This window comes from Brevibacillus halotolerans, assembly GCF_026891775.1.
Taxonomy (GTDB): domain Bacteria; phylum Bacillota; class Bacilli; order Brevibacillales; family Brevibacillaceae; genus Brevibacillus_B; species Brevibacillus_B halotolerans.
On record NZ_JAPTNK010000005.1, the window covers coordinates 152,288 to 169,441 of the forward strand.

Here is a 17,154-nt window from a genome sequence, read left to right on the forward strand (position 1 = left end):
GGCGTGATACATGATGAATGCGCTGGAGCAGCTTGTTGATCGAATAAATCCGTGGAGTGAACGGCTTTTGTTAAAGGGTTTAGCGAAAATAAACGAGCAAGACATACAGGAAGTAAATCAATTTATCACGGCTGCAAGGCAATTGGACATGAACTTTTTGATACAGTTGCTAGAGAGAATAGAGGCGCAGGGGAGGGCATATGTGCGGAGTAGCAGAGCAGATATAGCTGATGTAACAGAAAGCTATTTTTATCTTTGTCAGTATATGGAGTTTATTAACAAAGATACCTCTCTATAATAGAATGATTTTTAGGCTTTGAAAAAACTCAGAGTCGGGTAAAATACATGAAAAGCTGTTCAGATATGTTTCGGGTGCACCTATGAATAGGGGCACTTTTTTTGTGCAAAACGAGCCAATCGTTTGGTTGCTGTACATTTCCCTATGTTGTCTAGGATGTTACCCATTATTATGTTTTGATAAAATTTATGCTCCAATTTCTGGATATTCTGCATACTTCCTTTGTTTTTTACATACTCTTGTTCAAAAGAGGTAAGACTTCCTTGAATATCAGTAATTTTTTATTGACTTCTGTATAACAAGTATTCTTCCTACATAACCATTTTAAAGAATGGGTATTCGCCTAACACAATTCATTTCCGTTTATCATTCAATATCTAGAGGGATTGATAGGAGGTGTAAATGTTATGTCTGGACACATATGTAGGTCAGATGAAAAAATTACTTATGTTACAAATGACTTTCTTCCACAAGTGATTCGTCCTGCTAACATAGTGCCTGTAGTCATCAATTTGAATAGCGCCTCAAATGCATTTGGCATTATATTTGAGCCAACAACCGACACCATTACGATTATCAAGACTGCAATATATCTCACGCAATTTAGCATACAAATCTCTACTATTTCTTCTCCTCCCCCAGCAAATCCTACTTCTCTTCTTACATTCGAGTTACTTCAAAATGGGGACACGATTATTCCATCTCAAACAAGCTTTCATGCCAATCATCTCGATACAACTTATGTAACCTCCACTTTATTACCCCAACTCTTTCATAAAGGGGATAAGGTTCAGATGGTACTGTCCTCACCAAATCCTTTACCTGCTGACACATTGCTCCAGATTGATTTTGCTAGCATCACGATTTTCGATATTGATCTGTAATTTTTGCTGATCATGCTAAGATTGAAAGCGTTCACTTTTCTTCATACACGCTAAAGGGGATTCCTAGGTAGCTTGCCTTGGGAATCCCCTTGAATTTTATAGATTCCTTTTTGGATTTTCGCTATTGAGAAGTAAACATCGATGAATTCCTGTCAGAATAAAAAATATATTTTCTGGAAAACGAAAAATGGTATCATTTTTACTATCTAGCGGTAAGTCAAATAGCATGATTTGTTAAAATAGAAAATTCTAGCTTCATTTGGTAAAGTGGATGTTATGAAAAATAAAACCTGCCTTTTTCGCAATGATCAGTGTATATGCATAGAAAGCTGTAGGTAAATGATGGATATTGGTGGTGTACATAGGATGGACAACAGGATATGCCGTAGCACTGATAAATGTATGCTTGATGAGTTATCCTTCAGACTTCGATCCATTGAGGCTGTGAAGGGTGGGGCTCTTTGCCAATTGAAGCAACAACTTGCTTTTTCCTATGCGCTTATTGTCATGACCAGTGGAGAAGTGCAGCTCGTACTGGATCATCAGCAATGGGAACTGGATAAAAATTCAGTGTACGTATGTAGACCAGGACAAACCTTTGGAACACTCGCATTGAGTGAGGAGATGGAGCTCTATGTGTTATATTTCGATGTATTTAGGCACGAGCCCAATCATGTAAGCTGTATGACGATAAGCAAGGATGAACAGTTGTTTCCTTATAAGGGGAAAATCTCTGTTTACCCTTCTGATAAATTGGCATCCATGTGTGAGGATTTGAATCGTCGTTGGCAAAGCAAAGCTCGTACAGGCCGTTTTCGTTGTCAGATCGATTTTCAGGAAATCCTGTTCTATATCAATCAGAATTGCCGGACGAAGCCGGAAAACGCATATTCAGCACTCGAATATGTAAAGCAATACATGGAGGAACACTATACCGATTCATTAACGATCGATAAGCTGGCACAGGTGGCCGAAATCAGTCCGAAATATTTTGTCGATTTGTTCAAAAAAAAATACGGGATAAGCGCGATGGAGTATGTTGCTAAGCTACGAATACAGCAAGCGAAGCGACTTATGGCGCAATCAGATGCTAGGCTGCGCGACATCGCTCATCAGGTAGGCTACGCGGATGAATTCTATTTTAGCCGTAAGTTTAAGAAGGAGATAGGTGTTTCACCTAATGTTTATATGAAAAGTCGCCGTCGAAAGCTGGTGGCATACAGCCCGGCGCATGTAGGCTATTTATTACCGCTACATATTATGCCGTTTGCCGCTCCACTTCACCCCAAGTGGACGGAATATTATTATCGAGAATATCGCAATGAAATCCCTGTTCATATCAGCGCGTATCGTCAAAACCAGAACTGGCAGGAAAATATAGAGCTGCTTAAGCAGATATCAGCAGACGTCATCATTGCAAATGATAATCTTCCGAAAATAGAAAAGCAGGCCTTAGAAAAAATAGCTCCCGTGTTCTATCTCTCTGTGTCGCAAATGGAATGGCGTCAGCAGTTTCGCCTTCTAGCGGAGTTTTTGGGAGAGTCCTGGCAAGCAGAGAAGTGGCTTGAGGAGTACGATCGGAAACTTCAAATGGTAAAAGAGCGATTGCAGCCTGGGCTGGAGAAGGAATCGGTTGTTGTGATCCGATTAGTACAGCAAAATATGTTTATCCAAAATAATCGTGGGATCTCAGGCATGCTGTTTGATGATTTGCAATTGAAACCAGCTAGTGTGAATAAAGCATTAGATGCTACTAAGCCCATTTCCATAAAGGAGCTGAAAGCATTGAATGCTGATCGCCTTTTCATGATGATTCGTCAGGAAAGCGAAACATTGGCTATCTGGGAAAAAATCCAAAATGAACCGCAGTGGCAAACCATGTCAGCGGTTCAGCAGAACAGAATTCATATGCTTACTTCTGATCCGTGGCTGGAATATTCCCCGCATGCCCATCTCCGAATGCTTGATCATCTTACGGAGCTATTAGCTGTAAATCGTCCATAATTGTTCTGGATATTGTCTATGGTACTGCGATGGCTAATTCGCTATGATCAATGTTGATAATGGTTATCAGTTGGATGATTTGTGCAGGCAGCGGTGAGGAGAGGGTGAATTTGGCGATGAAACAAACAGAAAAACGTTCAGCCTTCGCCATTCCGGGGGCAGAGCAACGGACAGTAATAAGCAATCGTGGTGCATCATACCGAATTATGGTGTACAAACCAGAAGTACCTGCACCCGAGACTGGTTTTCCGGTTATATATATGCTGGATGCAAATTCAGCGTTTGGCTCGATGGCGGAGACTGTTCGCCTACAGACGCGTGGACCGCACATGCTTGAGCCAGCAGTAGTAGTTGGTATTGGATATGATACTGATCAACCCTTTGAAACGAATCGACGGTTCTATGATTACACCGTGTATGCTGATAAAACGGAGCTCCCTAATCGCAAGGACGGCTCTGAATGGCCGACAACAGGCGGAGCAGATGTATTTTTGACATTCATTGAAGAAGAGTTGAAGCCGTTGATTGAACAGGAGATTTCCATTGACCGTAATCGTCAGACGTTATTTGGTCATTCCTTGGGCGGACTGTTTACATTATATACGATGTTTACAAAGCGTCAGGCTTTTCAGGTTTATGCTGCCGGAAGTCCATCTATTTGGTGGAAAAATCAATTTCTGTTTCCATTAGCAGAACGTTTTGCTAAGGAAGCGAAGGAATCAACAGCAGAGCCTATGCAAACTAGTCTTTTGATAGGGATAGGCAGTGAGGAAAAGGCTGAGATGGTCGTGGATGCCAAAGAGATGTATGAACGTCTATCCTCCAGTAACATTCCTGGCTTGCAGGTTCAATATCGTTGCTTTGATGATGAGGGTCATCTATCCGTTCTTCTCCCATACATCGGACTCGTTATTCGATCTGCATTGGCTTGGAAATAATCGCATCGTGTGAAAAGGTACATATAACAAAAACGCATGCTTTGTTCTAACAGACAGGTGCATGCGTTTTTGTTATTGTGTTTATGAAGTTACGAATGCTGGTGCTAGTGGTTTTGTCATTTCTAAACTGGCATTGTACTCTGGAGCCACCAAGACAATATTGGTATAGGTACCGCTGCCAGATACATATTTATACGTATGCTGTAAGCCGGCTGGTATAAATATAGAGGCTGGACTTCCCCCTCCATTTCCACTTCACATTGCAAGCCTGATCCATCCGGTTCGGCTCCCCAGAAAATAAAAGCACTGTCGCAATGGTCGGAGTGAGTATCTACATGAGATTTTGAGAAGGAAGCAGATGTATGATGAGAAAATACTCGTTTGATTACATAAAAGGATGCTCGTTCATCTGTACGGTGATCCAGTTGTACACAGCGATCACCTGGGCCATCACGATGAAATAAAAGCTCCGATGCGCCTTTTATAAAAGGGTGGCCTACACGTAGAAAGTGAAATAGCTTTGGGTTTTTTCTTGAAGACATTGCTTCATCAATTCTAAGCGTTCTTATGATGATACGAAGGACAGATGACGTTCATTTTGTAGTATGGAATCTAGCGAATTTACTCTATGACAATGTCATACTCCATCCGTTTCGCTGTCTGTTCGGCGGTTTCTTTTCCTAGTAATCGTTGGACCAAGTGGAATGACATGTTAATGCCAGCGGAAATGCCCCCTGAAGTTACGATTTTTCCTTCATCCACAAATTTTACGTCCCTCTTCACCTTTAGCTTCGGATAATCTTTTTCAAGTCGATCATATGAATTCCAATGGGTGGTCACTGTTTTGCCATGTAGCAATTCTGCTTCTGCTAGAATTAATGCTCCTGTGCATACGGAAGCCATAATATCAACGGTTTTCATTCGCTCTTGCACCCATTTGATTATGTGTTTGTTATACATTTCCGTACGGCTGCCAGGTCCTCCTGGAACGATGAGAATGTCAAAGGCGGGAGCATTGTCAAAGCTGTAATCAGGCTGAACCTTCAATCCATTTCGTGCTGTAATCATTTTACCATCCTCTGAAACGGTTTTAACATGAAAAGGCTTACCTGACGTATCCTGTTCGGTAACAGCAAAAACCTCGAAAGGACCTGCAAAATCCAATACTTCCACATCGTTGTACAGCAAAATTCCTACCGTCCACTCGTTTTTTTCTGATGTTCCTTCTGAAGACTTGGGAGAATCGGGTACGGATGATTGTCCCCATGCACTTGTACCAAAAGTGGCAAGGAACATTGCTACCATGAGGATATAACTACACAATTTTTTCAATTTACTCAGCTCCTTTTTATTGGGAATTATTTCTTTCGCAAAAATAATATCCCAAATCTACAAACGTAAACATGACTAATAAGGGTTAGAAAATTATGAAAATTGCAATTTGAATATTTATAAAAAAACGTATGCTTTGTCTGTATAGACAGTTGTGTGCGTATCGAACCCCAACAACTGTCGGGGTTCTTTTTTATAAGGGAAAAAATGTTCGAGAAAAATCAAGCCTTAGATGAAAGGCTTAAAGTTGAACATGCTTTGTAGCGATATTTTTGCAAAATTCCCTGTCATGCTCCACAAACAGGATGGTTGGAGCGTATTCAAGCAATAGCTCTTCAATTTGCATGCGGGAAATCACATCGATAAAATTAAGCGGCTCATCCCAAATATACAAATGCACTTTCTCACAAAGACTTTTTGCAATCAGCACTTTCTTTTTTTGACCGCCGCTAAAAGCCGAAATATCTTTTTCAAATTGAACTCTGGAAAAACCAAGTTTTCTTAAAATAGATTTAAACAGGCTTTCATCAATCCCATTGTTTCTAGCGTAGTCCGTTAAATTTCCCTGTAAATGGGAGGTATCCTGTGAAACATAGGATATTTTGAGCTGACTACCCTTGTCAAAAGTCCCCGTAAAGTTGAGATGCTCACCGCAAATAAGCTTGATAATACTTGATTTTCCAGAGCCGTTTTTACCACAAAGCGCTATTCGCTCCCCTTGCTCAATTGTAAAGCTTATATCCGTGCAGACCATTTTCTCCCCATAATAAATGGAAACATTTTTAAGTTCAGCAAGCTGGTTTTTATGAAAGGCAAGCTGTGAAATTTTTAAGCTTTCAGCGTTTTCGATGTTTTTAAGGAGCTTAGACCTTTCCTCAATAGCAGATTGCTGTCTCTGCTCAATTGTTTTCGAGCGTTTCATCATTTTAGCGGCCTTGTGACCAATATACCCTTTATCTACCTTGGAACCGGAATTTCTTGTGCCATTTTTCGTTTTTTCCACTTCGTGCGACCAGTTGCTCGTTCGTTTAGCAGAATCCGACAAGCGTTTAATATCTTTTTTTAGCCGTTCGTTCTCTGCAAGCTCGAAGTTATCCTGTCTCTGCTTATTTTCCCACCAATCGGAGAAATTGCCTTTTTGTATTTCGATGTTGGTCCTATTGATTGAAAGGATATGATCTACACAGTTATCAAGGAATGACCTGTCGTGAGAGACAAGAATAAATCCGCTTTTGGTTTTGAGATAATCACTGACAAGTTTTCTTGCATGCATGTCGAGATGATTGGTTGGTTCATCAATTAACAGAAAATGATTTTCCTTGAGAAATAATGTAGCTAACAGCACTTTCGTTTGCTCCCCGTTGGACAATGAATCAAAGGGGCGATATAAAACATCCTCAGAAACCTGTAGCAATGAAAACTCACGCATCAATTTCCAGTGAACAAAGTCTGGATCAATGTCGCTGATTACATCAAGGGTATTATTTGCCTTATTTTCGACAGGGAAAGGAAAATATTCAAAGCTGACCGTAGCAGAAATATTTCCGCTGTATTCATATTTACCAAGCAATAGGTTAAGAAATGTTGTCTTCCCTTTGCCGTTTCTTCCGGTAAATCCTAATTTCCAATCCGTATCGATTTGGAAGCTTACGTTTTCAAATATGTTATCGAAACTGCCATCATAGGCAAACGTCAGGTTTGTAACATTGATTAATGACATAAGATATCCTCCTGTATAAAAAAATAAAAGCTACAAGAAAGTTACTTTCTTGTAGCTCAAATAAATACAGCAAATCCAACCCGCGATGGAGTCAGATAAGGATATATTGCTTGAGTGAAAGATGTAGTAACCTTCTTGCATATAAAGAATAAAACATACGAAAAATATCGCTTTTGTAGTTTTATTAATTTATATATTCGCAAGAAAAATTACTCCATGTTTTCAACTCCAATCATTAATTTACACGTATCTTATCATACTCGTTTCTTGATTTCAACATATTAAATTCCGGACAAGCGAGGTTACCAATACTCGATATGTAGTGCTGTAGTCCGACTTCCGCTATGTAGTACCGCAAGGCGTGTTGGGAGAGGGATACGTTTTAGCTATGTATTTTCAGAGAACAAAAAACGCATTGATTTACCGAAAGAACGGTGCTATCATTCTATTAAACATCGTTTAAAACAATGTTTAAAATCCTGGTTAAAAACCGTGATGAGGAGGTAGAAAATGACACATTCTGAAACAAATCAGGGTACCAAAGAAAAAATTCTTAAAACAACATTGGAATTGATTAAAAAAGAGGGCTTTGAGAGTGTGACCATCAGGAAAATTGCAACAAAATCAGAAACCAATATCGCGCTTATTAATTACTATTTTGGATCAAAAGAAAGACTGATAAGCGAGACTATTAAAGTTCTGCTAAACAGCTTTCAGGATACCTTTACTATTTTAGATGACCTCAGCTTATCACCAAGGGACCGTTTACAATCCTTCCTCATCCATTACGTTCAAGTCATCTTGCAATACCCAGAGCTTGTATCAAGGATTATTGCGATGGGGACAGCACCGTTTGCTTCACAGCAAGAATATGGAGAATTTCTACAAACAATGGGCTTTCAAAAGGTTCTGGCGACATTACAAGAGATCACGCAGGAAAGCGACCCAAATCAATTAATGATGATGACGACGCAGCTATTTGGTGCAATCTTTTTGCCGGCGTTAATGAAGCCAATACTGGAATCAGGAGCAGGAATAACCTTTGCGCCAATCGAAGAGCAAGTGAAATTCCTATTTGATCACTATTTTTCTTGCAAATAAGAGAATAGGGGAGAAGTAGATATGAACTTCTTACGGAAATATTGGCAGGATTTAGGTATAGCTGTTGCTCTGATCGTCGGGCTTTTTTTGTATGTGGAATGGCAGAATATCACGGAAATACGCGCTATTTTATGGCTTAGCTTTGTGGCAATTCTTCTCCACCAATTTGAAGAATATCGCTGGCCTGGATATTTCGGAGGATTGTTCAATGTGCTGATTTTTAACAGTGAATATCCGCAACGCTATCCATTAAACCCTCAATCGGCTATGATCATCAATCTAGTTATCGCTTATGTTTTTTATCTGCTTCCAGTGCTATTTCCAGATGTGATCTGGCTTGGTATTGCTCCTATTCTGATGGGCTTCTTTCAATTTATCTGGCACGGCATTTTTGCCAATATAAAAGGAAAAAGACTGTATAATCCGGGCTTGTTTGCTGTTATCTTTCTTCACATTCCGGTTGGCTGCTGGTATATCGATCACATTGTTAGTCATAGCTTAGTGACTACAGTTGATTGGGTAGCTGGTACGATTTATTTTATCGTCGCTGTGAATGTTCTGATTATTAAAGGGAATATGTGGTTGAAGGATAAAGAGGCGCGGTATAGCTTTTCTAAGCAGCAGATGGGGTCTTATAATAAGGGGATGTGACATTGTTCCTATTGAACTACACTCACTAGAATGGGCGCCAGCCGATTTGCCAACAATAGAGAAACTCTCAAAAGAACATATATTACAGTTTCGCTAAAAACATGACCCGAGTAACGGATAGACCATATGTCCGTTGCTCGGGTTTTTACTTGTATCCCTATCCCTATCCTTCATTTATCAAATTCTCTACTCCCCCGCCCCACTGTAAAAAATATTTTCGTGGAACATCTTTTCCTAATTTTGTTATAATTCTACTGGGAATAAATGTTTGTTTGTGAATAAACCAAAAAAAGGGAGAAAGCTGATGCAAAAAACCTATGCGCTATCGAATCCCCAAAAGAGAATTTGGTATACGGAAATGATGCATCCTGACACAGCGGTTAACATCATGGCAGGTTTTATAAAAATCACAGGGCAGTCTTCTGATTATTCAAAGCTTTGTCAGGCGATAAATGTAGCTATTTATGCCCATGATGCCCTTCGAATCCGTTTAACAGATGAAGGACAAGCAGAACCACGGCAATATCTAGTAGATTATCAGGAGCGGCAGTTTCCTGTCAGGGATCACAGCAAAAGGGTAGCGCATGCTAAGCTTGAAGACGATGTATCGATCATACAAGAGTGTGAAGCAAAGTCAATGATCAATAAAGTAGTAGAATGGGCCGAAAATCAGGCAAAGACCCCTATGGAGTTGTTCCACTCTGACTTGTACGATATTTCCATTCATTTGATTGATGATGAGCAAATGTGGGTGTATTGCCAATTCCATCATTTGATTGCCGATGGTGTGTCGATTGATATGTTTTGCAATCAGTTTATGGATAACTATGTTCGCTTGCTTGCAGGAGAGGCAATCGAGCTGAAAGGACAACCCTCCTATCTCTCTTATTTGGACAGTGAAAGGGAATATGAGTCATCTGTTCGCTTCCAGAAGGATAAGAGCTTTTGGCAGGAGGCTTTCTCCAGTCTCCCGGACGTAAATGGAATCAAACAAGTGCCTACCTATCAGTCGAGTACCTTGGCAAAGAGAGAATCTGTTTCTATTCCAGAGGAGCTTCAAGCATCGGTTCATTCCTTTTGTAAAAAATATCAGGTCAGCGTGAATGCCTTATTCTTGGCTGTCCTTTCCATTTATGTACAGAAAGTGACCCTGTCAGATGATAGTACGCTTGGTACGCTTTATGGTAATCGGACGAACCGCACGGATGCTAATATGTTTGGCATGCTCGTAAGCACTCAGCCGTTTCGCACACAGGTGAATGCTCAGCTAGATTTTGCCGCCTATGTCCGCCATATTACTCAGAAACAGGTCTCTATCCTACGCCATCAGAAGTATCCTTATAATTTACTCATGCAGGAATTACGGACGAAGCATCGAGGAATGGATGAGCTTTTTACGATTGTACTGGAGTATCAGCCGATGAAATGGGGAGAAAGGGGACAGCTTACATATAGCATGGAATGGCTCTTTAATGGTCATGCTGGCTACCCGTTGTATGTACACGTAAAAGAGAATCTGGACAGTGGACAGATCATGCTTACCTTGGATTATCAAATTGAAATGTTTGATAAGTCAGAAATAATGAGGGTGGCAGAGCAGCTTTTGCTTCTGTTACAGGATGGTGTAAAAGAGCCTAGCAAAAAGATCGGTGAACTACAGCTTCTATCCGAGCAGGAAAGACAGCTACTTCTATCCTTTCATGACACGACAAATGCGTTTCCCTTGGACAAAACGGTGCATCAATTGTTTGAGGAGCAGGTTGAAAGGACCCCTGAGCATATAGCAGTGATTTTTGAGAAGAAGCACCTCACTTATCGTGAAGTAAATGAGCAGGCAAACCGTCTGGCAAGAAGACTAAGAAAAAAAGGAGTAGGACCCGATCAGGCTGTTGCCATCATTACGGAACGATCCCCAGAAATGCTAATCGGTATTTTTGCCATTATGAAAGCAGGCGGGGCCTATTTACCCATCGATCCTGAATTTCCGGCAGAACGAATTCAGTATATGCTACAGGATAGTAGGGCGTCTTTATTGCTTGTGCATCCTTCTTTTGCTGGGCATTTCCCATTTGAGGGGGAGGAGCTCGTCATACAATCCGAGCTTTATGCAGATGAGGATGGGGCAAACCTAGAACCACTGGCAAAAGCAGATCATCTTGCGTATATCATCTACACATCTGGCTCGACAGGAAACCCAAAAGGGGTCATGATCGAACACCGATCTGTTGTCAGTCGCAATGATTGGTCGCAGAGAAGGTATCCGCTTACGGAGCAAGATACGATTTTACAAAAAACACCGTACACATTTGATGTCTCCGTGTATGAATTATTTGGCTGGTCTTTTGTAGGGGCCAAGGTCTGTTTGTTACAGCCTGGAGCAGAAAAAGACCCAGCGATGATTATTCAGACCATCCAAGAGCATCACATAACAATCATACATTTTGTCCCCTCTATGCTTCATATTTTCCTTACCTATCTTACGGAGACAGGGATAGCAGAGCAGGTCAAAAATCTCCGACGGATATTTGCTAGCGGGGAAGCGCTCAAGGCCCAGCATGTTGCCAAATTCCATGACATTCTGCAACCGTATGGCATTTCCCTCCATAATTTATATGGTCCTACAGAGACGACCATTCAAGTAACCTACTATGACTGTGATACAGCTAGCATGCCATTTGTCCCGATAGGTCGGCCTGTCGATAATGTTCAAATTTATATCGTTGGTCCGCATGGTGAGCAACAGCCGGTGGGAGTGACAGGCGAACTATGTGTGTCTGGTGTAGGTTTGGCAAGAGGGTATCTCAATCTACCAGAGATGACGGCAAGTCGTTTTGTCGCGAATCCCTTTACAAATAAAGGTGAACTGATGTACAAGACAGGAGATTATGCTAGGTGGATGCCTAATGGACAATTGGAGTATCTAGGACGCATTGATCATCAGGTGAAAATCCGGGGATATCGTATCGAGCCAGAGGAAATAGAAGCGCAGCTAGTCAAAATCGACGGCTTAAAAGAAGCAGTTGTGGTCGCGGTTGAGAATGAGCCGGGAGTGCAAGAGCTGTGTGCGTATATTGTGGCGGAGCGAGAGTATCGGATTGGGGCGTTGAGAGAGGAATTAGCAAATGTATTACCCACTTATATGATCCCTGCTTATTTCATCCCTCTTCAGAAGATACCGCTAACACCAAATGGCAAGGTTGATCGCAAAAGTCTTCCATTACCTAAGCGAGGTACAGACACACTTGGCACAGATGAGGTTTATATGGAGCCAAAAAATGAAAGAGAAAGGCTATTGGCAACGATATGGGAAGATGTGCTACGAGTGGAGAGAGTAGGAGCGAGGGATCATTTTTTCTATCTGGGCGGAGACTCTATTAAGGCCATACAAGTGATGTCTCGTCTTCGTGCCAAGGGTATGTCCTTAGAAATGAAGCGCCTGTTTCAATTCCCTATTCTATCGGATGCGGCACGAGAAATTTCCTTATTGGAACAAAAGCTAGAGTCTCGACTGCCAAAAGCTTCAGCTTCCTTAGTCTCGTTTCCAGTAGAGGAGCTTTCTTTATTGCAAAAACAAATAGAAGAGGATATTCCAATGGGGAGCATGGAACAGGCCTATCCCTTAACACCATCTCAAGAATGGATGTATGCTCACAGCTCGATGAATCAGCCCTCCTCCTTTTTTATTCAATTGGAGCTGGCACTAAAAGGGCGGGTAGACGTTGATTTGCTAGCAACTAGCCTACAGTGTGTAGTGGAGCGCCACGATGCTCTTCGTACGATTTATCGTGATACGAAAAGAGAAGTTCCTGTGCAATGTGTTCTGAAAAATCGAGATATTCCAGTGTTGCAGGCAGATGTAACTCACTTAGACGAGCAAGAACAACGTCACTATTTACAAAACCTGCGGACGGCTGATCGTGAACGTGGTTTTGATCTTACACAAGATGTGATGCGCTTAGCTGTGGTTACGTTATCTGTCAACTCTTATCATATTCTGGTGAGTACCCATCACATTCAACTCGATGGATGGAGCTTGCAGATTATGCTACAGGAATGGATGGAGCATTACCGTGCTGTACTCCACAACGCCCCGGTGAACTTCGAAGAGGCTGTACCGTTTTCTACCTATATGAGATGGATTGAACAGCAGGATCAGGAGGAATCGCTTCGTTTCTGGAGCCAGTATCTTCACGGATATGAAGACCCTACCCCTCTCCCGAACATGATGGTTACAGGCTGGAAAAAGGAAGAAAAGGATATAGAGCCAAGAATTGATCACAGACAGAAGAGTATAGGGTACGAGCAAGCTGAGACGATCATGTACATCGAAAAAACACTCACATCACAGCTACAACGTATCGCCCGGGAATATCATTCTACGATAGGAGCTATCCTGCAAACGGCATGGGGTATCCTGTTAGGTAAATATAATGACAAGCGAGATGTTGTATTCGGAAGGACAGTTTCTGGAAGACCGTCTGAGGTGGAAGGTGTAGAACAGATCATTGGTTTATTCATCAACACCAATCCTATCCGGGTAAGCTGGGATGAGCAGAGTACGTTTTTGAAGCTGTTGAAAATAGTCAGTGAGCAGGCTGTTGAAGCTAAGGCCTATGAATATTGTTCCTTCTCAGATATCCAAGCACAAAGCCCAGTTAAGCAAGGGCTAATTGACCATCTGTTTATTTTTCAGAACTACCCATTGGATGTAGCGGGGCTCGCTCAAACGACCCAATCCCTAGGGTACACAATGGATTTGCATACTTATTTTGAACAGACACACTATGACTTTACCGTAAAGGTGACTCCAGAGGATTGCTTGCAGTTCCATTTTATTTACAATAGAGAACGCTATGCCAAAAAGTACGTAAAACGTTTGATGGAGCATTTTCTTACGCTGTTGCAGGGGATTGTTGAGAACGTAGATCAACCGATAGATCAGCTAGAATTAACCTCGCCAAAAGAAAAACGGGAACTGCTAGAACGCTTCAATGATACAAGAGTGACGTTTCCAAAGGATAAAACATTTACGCAGTTGTTCGAGGAGCAGGTGGTAGCTACACCTAATGAATGTGCCATCGTGTGGAAGGATCAAACAATAAGCTATCGGGACTTAAATAAGAAAGCGAATCAATTGGCAAGAACGTTGCGGGAAAAAGGCGTGATGGCAGAGGCTATCGTGGGTATTCTCATGGATCGTTCTCTTGAAATGTTCGTTAGCGTGCTTGCGGTATTAAAAGCAGGTGGAGCTTATGTGCCAATTGATCCTAGTTATCCTAGCGAGCGAATTTACTACCTGCTCAGGGATAGCGATTCCATAATTTTACTGACAACGAGAGCGACAGAGGCGCATATTCAGCTAGAGAAGGAAGCATTTACGAAAGAAATCGTGTATGTCGAGGATGAATCGAATTATCACCCAGATAACTCTAATGTAGTCGCTGTGACTAAGCCCGATAACATGGCCTACCTGATTTACACCTCAGGCTCAACCGGAAATCCTAAAGGTGTAATGATTGAACACCGAGGCTACGTAAATGCGGCCTATGCCTGGATGCAGGAATACGATCTGAAGCAATCACCTTGTCGTTTGTTGCAAATGGCTAGCTTTTCCTTTGATGTATTTGCTGGGGATATGGCAAAGGCGCTTCTTACAGGCGGTCAGCTCATTATTTGTCCAGAAGACATTCGGATTCATCCCCCCGCTTTATATGAATTTATGCGCAAGCATCAAATCAGCTTGGTTGATACAACACCAGCTCTATTTGTACCCATTATGCGATATGTTGCAGAGGAGGGCTTGGAGCTTCCCGATCTGAAGCTAATCCTGCTTGGAGCAGACACTGTGTCGATGAATGATTTCACTTATTTATTACAGAAATTTGGATCAACCATACGTATTCTAAATACCTACGGAGTAACGGAGGCAAGTATTGAATCCAGCTATTTTGAAGAGGAAGCGGATTGGTTACATGGAAAAAGTCAGGTCCCCATTGGAAAGCCGTTACAAAATACCAGCTACTATATTGTCAATCAACAGAATCAACTATTGCCCGTAGGAATTGCTGGGGAATTGTGCATAGGAGGGGTTGGTGTAGCGCGTGGCTATTACAAGCAACAGGAATTAACTCTGCAAAAATTTGTCCCAAACCCGTATGTGCCTGGTGAAATGATGTATAAAACCGGAGATAAAGCTAGATGGCTGCCAGATGGAAATGTAGAGTTTTTAGGGCGTCTGGACCATCAGGTAAAGGTACGCGGATACCGTATCGAAACAGGGGAGATAGAGGCGAAAATCAGGAAGCTTGAATATGTCAGAGAAGTCGTGGTTTTTGTGTGGACAAACTCTCAGGGGGAGCAAGAGCTTTGCGCTTATCTCGTCTCGGATGAAGCATTGTCGTTTGCTAGGTTACAAGAGGAGCTAGCGGCTTTTTTACCAAGATATATGATCCCTACACATATGTGCCAGATCGATCAAATTCCTCTTACACCTAATGGCAAGATTGATCGAAAATCATTAACCATTCCTGACAGAAATGAGCTTCTCAGGCAAGCATATGTGGCTCCAGGCAGTGAGCTGGAAGCTAGATTGGCAATCATATGGCAGGACCTACTAGGAATCAGTCCGATTAGTATCTATGATGATTTTTTTGAATTGGGCGGGCATTCTTTAAAAGTAATGATGCTGGTCGCAAAGGTCCATAAGGAGTGGCATGTTCTATTGCCAATTGAAAAAGTCTTCCAAAATCCCACAGTAGCATCGTTGGCAAAACTTCTTCCTGAAATGGAGAAAAGCGTGCAGATGAGGATTCAGCCTGCACCAAAAAGCGAATATTATCCGCTTTCCTCTGCACAAAAAAGATTGTTCCTGCTTCATCAATTAGACAAGGCTACCCGAAGCTACAATATTCCGACTGTAATGATGTTGGAGGGAGCTGTCGATCGCGATCGAATGGAAATGGCTTTGCAGCATTTGATTCAAAGGCATGCTACATTGCGAACCTCCTTTGAAATGGTACACGGGGCACCGATGCAACGGGTACATGATAGGGCGGATTTTACGATCCAATATGAAGATCTAAGAAATAACAACACAACAGAGCAGGATATCCAGTCACTGATTCAAGCATTTATTCAGCCGTTTGATCTAGAGACACCGCCATTACTTCGAGTTGCTCTCATTTTGCTTGCGACAGATCGTCACCTTTTACTTGTGGACATTCATCACATTATTTCAGATGCCGTTTCCATGGCTACCTTTACGGCTGAATTTGTACGGCTGTATCAAGGGGAAGAGCTACCTGCGCTACAACTACAGTATAAGGATTACGCTGTATGGCAGCAGGCTTGGAAACAAACCTCCTCCTATTTGAAGCAGGAAGAATATTGGCTCCAGCAGCTAGCAGGAGAGCTTCCTGTTCTACAGCTTCCGCTTGATTACAAGCGTCCTGAAGCTCTCACATTTGAAGGTGATCAAGTATTGATTCCCCTTGATCAAAAAACATCTCGTCTTGTGCACCAAGTAGCAGAGGAAACAAAAACAACACCCTTTATGCTGCTACTTTCGACGTACAGCTTATTACTCGCTCAATATAGTGGTCAGCAAGAAATCTTGATAGGATCACCGATTGCGGGGAGGAGAGATGACGATCTTCAACGGATCATTGGAATGTTTGTTAATACATTGGTACTACGAATGCATCCGGCGGGGAGTAAATCGTTTGCAGCTTATGTAGATGAGGTCAAAATGACTTCATTAGCGGCTTTTGAAAACCAAGACTATCAATTTGAGGAACTAATCGAAAAGGTAAAGGTTGAGCGAGCTCCTAACCGCAATCCTCTTTTTGATGCAGTATTTGTCCTTCAAAATACAGATAGGCAAACTGACCAAGTAGGTGAACTAACGCTAACACCCTATCCGTATACTCATCAAACAGCAAAATTCGACCTTACTTTGCAGGCGATAGAGCAAGGAGACGTGTTTCATTTTACCTTCGAGTACCGAACAGCGTTATTTAAACGAGACACCATTGAGCAGATGGGACAGAACTACGTGGAGCTTCTTCGGATGGTTACAGCGAACAAGGACATGCTCATACATGAGATTCCCTTCCTTCGCACGAAAAAAATGGAGAGTGCCATAACGGAGGACTTTACGTTTACGTTTTAATAGCTAAGATTTTTCTCTGATATAAAAGGGAGGGATACCTCTCTCCCTACTCGATC

At 41.9% G+C, this 17,154-nt stretch carries 9 protein-coding genes and 1 pseudogene; 7 read left to right on the forward strand and 3 right to left on the reverse strand.

What is annotated here, in order from left to right; all coding sequences use genetic code 11:
* Positions 1-10: 10 nt before the first annotated feature.
* The 4 genes from O0550_RS09200 to O0550_RS09215 all read left to right on the forward strand — a co-directional run bounded on the left by O0550_RS09200 (position 11) and on the right by O0550_RS09215 (position 4,124).
* Entirely contained in the window at positions 11-298 is a 288-nt protein-coding gene (locus tag O0550_RS09200; RefSeq protein WP_258426101.1) for a hypothetical protein, read from the forward strand.
* Between the two features lie 407 nt (positions 299-705).
* Complete coding sequence (locus O0550_RS09205) at positions 706-1,182, forward strand: hypothetical protein (protein WP_258426102.1); 477 nt, start codon at positions 706-708, stop codon at positions 1,180-1,182.
* Between the two features lie 366 nt (positions 1,183-1,548).
* Positions 1,549-3,186 carry an AraC family transcriptional regulator gene (locus O0550_RS09210; RefSeq protein ID WP_258426103.1) on the forward strand — a complete coding sequence of 546 codons (1,638 nt, stop codon included), beginning with the start codon at positions 1,549-1,551 and terminating at the stop codon, positions 3,184-3,186.
* Between the two features lie 116 nt (positions 3,187-3,302).
* Positions 3,303-4,124 carry an alpha/beta hydrolase gene (locus O0550_RS09215; protein WP_003339873.1) on the forward strand — a complete coding sequence of 274 codons (822 nt, stop codon included), beginning with the start codon at positions 3,303-3,305 and terminating at the stop codon, positions 4,122-4,124.
* 81 nt (positions 4,125-4,205) lie between these two features.
* On the opposite strand, the pseudogene O0550_RS09220 reads toward O0550_RS09215, so the two are convergent.
* The 3 genes and pseudogenes from O0550_RS09220 to O0550_RS09230 form a co-directional block, all read right to left on the reverse strand.
* A pseudogene (locus O0550_RS09220) lies at positions 4,206-4,699 on the reverse strand (2-isopropylmalate synthase); the annotation flags it as partial.
* Between the two features lie 46 nt (positions 4,700-4,745).
* Complete coding sequence (locus O0550_RS09225; protein ID WP_174888167.1) at positions 4,746-5,456, reverse strand: DJ-1/PfpI family protein; 711 nt, start codon at positions 5,454-5,456, stop codon at positions 4,746-4,748.
* Positions 5,457-5,697: 241 nt separating this feature from the next.
* Complete coding sequence (locus tag O0550_RS09230; protein ID WP_003339868.1) at positions 5,698-7,176, reverse strand: Lsa family ABC-F type ribosomal protection protein; 1,479 nt, start codon at positions 7,174-7,176, stop codon at positions 5,698-5,700.
* Positions 7,177-7,686: 510 nt separating this feature from the next.
* Here O0550_RS09230 and O0550_RS09235 point away from each other — a divergent pair.
* The 3 genes from O0550_RS09235 (at position 7,687) to O0550_RS09245 (ending at position 17,098) form a co-directional block, all read left to right on the forward strand.
* Positions 7,687-8,277 carry a TetR/AcrR family transcriptional regulator gene (locus O0550_RS09235; RefSeq protein ID WP_258426104.1) on the forward strand — a complete coding sequence of 197 codons (591 nt, stop codon included), beginning with the start codon at positions 7,687-7,689 and terminating at the stop codon, positions 8,275-8,277.
* A gap of 21 nt (positions 8,278-8,298) precedes the next feature.
* Positions 8,299-8,928, forward strand: coding sequence for an HXXEE domain-containing protein (locus tag O0550_RS09240; RefSeq protein WP_258426105.1), 630 nt, complete (start codon positions 8,299-8,301; stop codon positions 8,926-8,928).
* 304 nt (positions 8,929-9,232) lie between these two features.
* The gene (locus O0550_RS09245; RefSeq protein WP_258426106.1) at positions 9,233-17,098 is read left to right on the forward strand and encodes an amino acid adenylation domain-containing protein; all 7,866 of its coding nucleotides are present in this window, start codon (positions 9,233-9,235) and stop codon (positions 17,096-17,098) included.
* Positions 17,099-17,154 lie beyond the last annotated feature (56 nt).

Excerpts from the sequence above, each read along its gene's own strand:
- O0550_RS09200 (WP_258426101.1), top strand. The coding sequence starts at position 11 with ATGATGAATGCGCTGGAGCAGCTTGTTGATCGAATAAATCCGTGGAGT.
- O0550_RS09205 (WP_258426102.1), top strand. The coding sequence starts at position 706 with ATGTCTGGACACATATGTAGGTCAGATGAAAAAATTACTTATGTTACA.
- O0550_RS09235 (WP_258426104.1), top strand. The coding sequence starts at position 7,687 with ATGACACATTCTGAAACAAATCAGGGTACCAAAGAAAAAATTCTTAAA.
- O0550_RS09215 (WP_003339873.1), top strand. The coding sequence starts at position 3,303 with ATGAAACAAACAGAAAAACGTTCAGCCTTCGCCATTCCGGGGGCAGAG.
- O0550_RS09210 (WP_258426103.1), top strand. The coding sequence starts at position 1,549 with ATGGACAACAGGATATGCCGTAGCACTGATAAATGTATGCTTGATGAG.
- O0550_RS09240 (WP_258426105.1), top strand. The coding sequence starts at position 8,299 with ATGAACTTCTTACGGAAATATTGGCAGGATTTAGGTATAGCTGTTGCT.
- O0550_RS09230 (WP_003339868.1), bottom strand. The coding sequence starts at position 7,176 with ATGTCATTAATCAATGTTACAAACCTGACGTTTGCCTATGATGGCAGT.
- O0550_RS09245 (WP_258426106.1), top strand. The coding sequence starts at position 9,233 with ATGCAAAAAACCTATGCGCTATCGAATCCCCAAAAGAGAATTTGGTAT.